The sequence below is a fragment of the Shewanella sp. 10N.286.51.B8 genome, assembly GCF_041469325.1.
Classification (GTDB): Bacteria; Pseudomonadota; Gammaproteobacteria; order Enterobacterales; family Shewanellaceae; genus Shewanella.
Genome location: NZ_JBFRKG010000095.1, coordinates 1 through 822, shown reverse-complemented (window position 1 = coordinate 822; position 822 = coordinate 1). Strand labels below are relative to the sequence as shown.

Annotated in this window: 1 protein-coding gene and 1 pseudogene; both read left to right on the top strand. The window is 40.0% G+C overall.

The genetic code is table 11. The features are described from left to right. Positions 1-120, top strand: a 120-nt coding sequence (locus AB4160_RS19510) for a flagellin (protein ID WP_372006101.1), incomplete at its 5' end; no start/stop codon positions are given. 310 nt (positions 121-430) lie between these two features. After that, positions 431-822 (top strand): annotated as a pseudogene (locus AB4160_RS19505) (flagellin); the annotation flags it as partial.

Below are 822 nucleotides of genomic sequence, written 5' to 3'. Positions count from 1 at the left end.
GTGGATTTTGCTTCAGAAACGGCGCAGTTAACTAAGCAGCAAATTCTGTCACAAACCTCATCAGCGATGTTAACTCAGGCAAATCAGTTACCACAAACGGCATTGTCGCTGTTAGGTTAATGGCTATTTAAGTGGCTAGTTAAACAATAATTATAAGCGCAGTGTAATCGCTTTTAATTAATTTGCTGAGCTTAAAATCAAAGCAGCCTTCGTTGGCTGCTTTTTTGTGTTTAAGCTTTTTAAACGCTGTTGATAAAGTAGTCGTTTAAGCGAGTTTATTGCACGTTAAATAGCCTTTTTTAATTGAATTTAATAAAAAGTTTAATTTTTTTACTAAAGCTTTTTTTATCGCCGCCGTTACAGTGTTTGTAGAAGATAAGTATCGTCTGACCTGAGTGGCAGGCACTATTAAATATAAGAGAGGCAATACATGGCTATTTCAGTTAATACTAACGTCACTTCAATGAAGGCTCAGAACTCATTAAACGGTGCTAACAGCGGACTGCAAACTTCAATGGAGCGTTTATCATCAGGGATGCGTATCAACAGCGCCAAAGATGATTCGGCAGGTTTGCAAATTTCAAACCGTATGACCAGTCAAATTAACGGCATAGGGGTTGCTATGCGTAACGCCAATGACGGTATCTCAATTGCCCAAACCGCAGAGGGCTCGATGCAGGAATCTACCAATATTTTACAGCGTATGCGTGACTTGTCACTGCAATCAGCAAATGGTTCAAACTCTGCTGATGACCGCGCCTCAATGCAAAAAGAGATTGGTGCATTACAATCGGAGTTAACTCGTATTGCTGACACAACGTC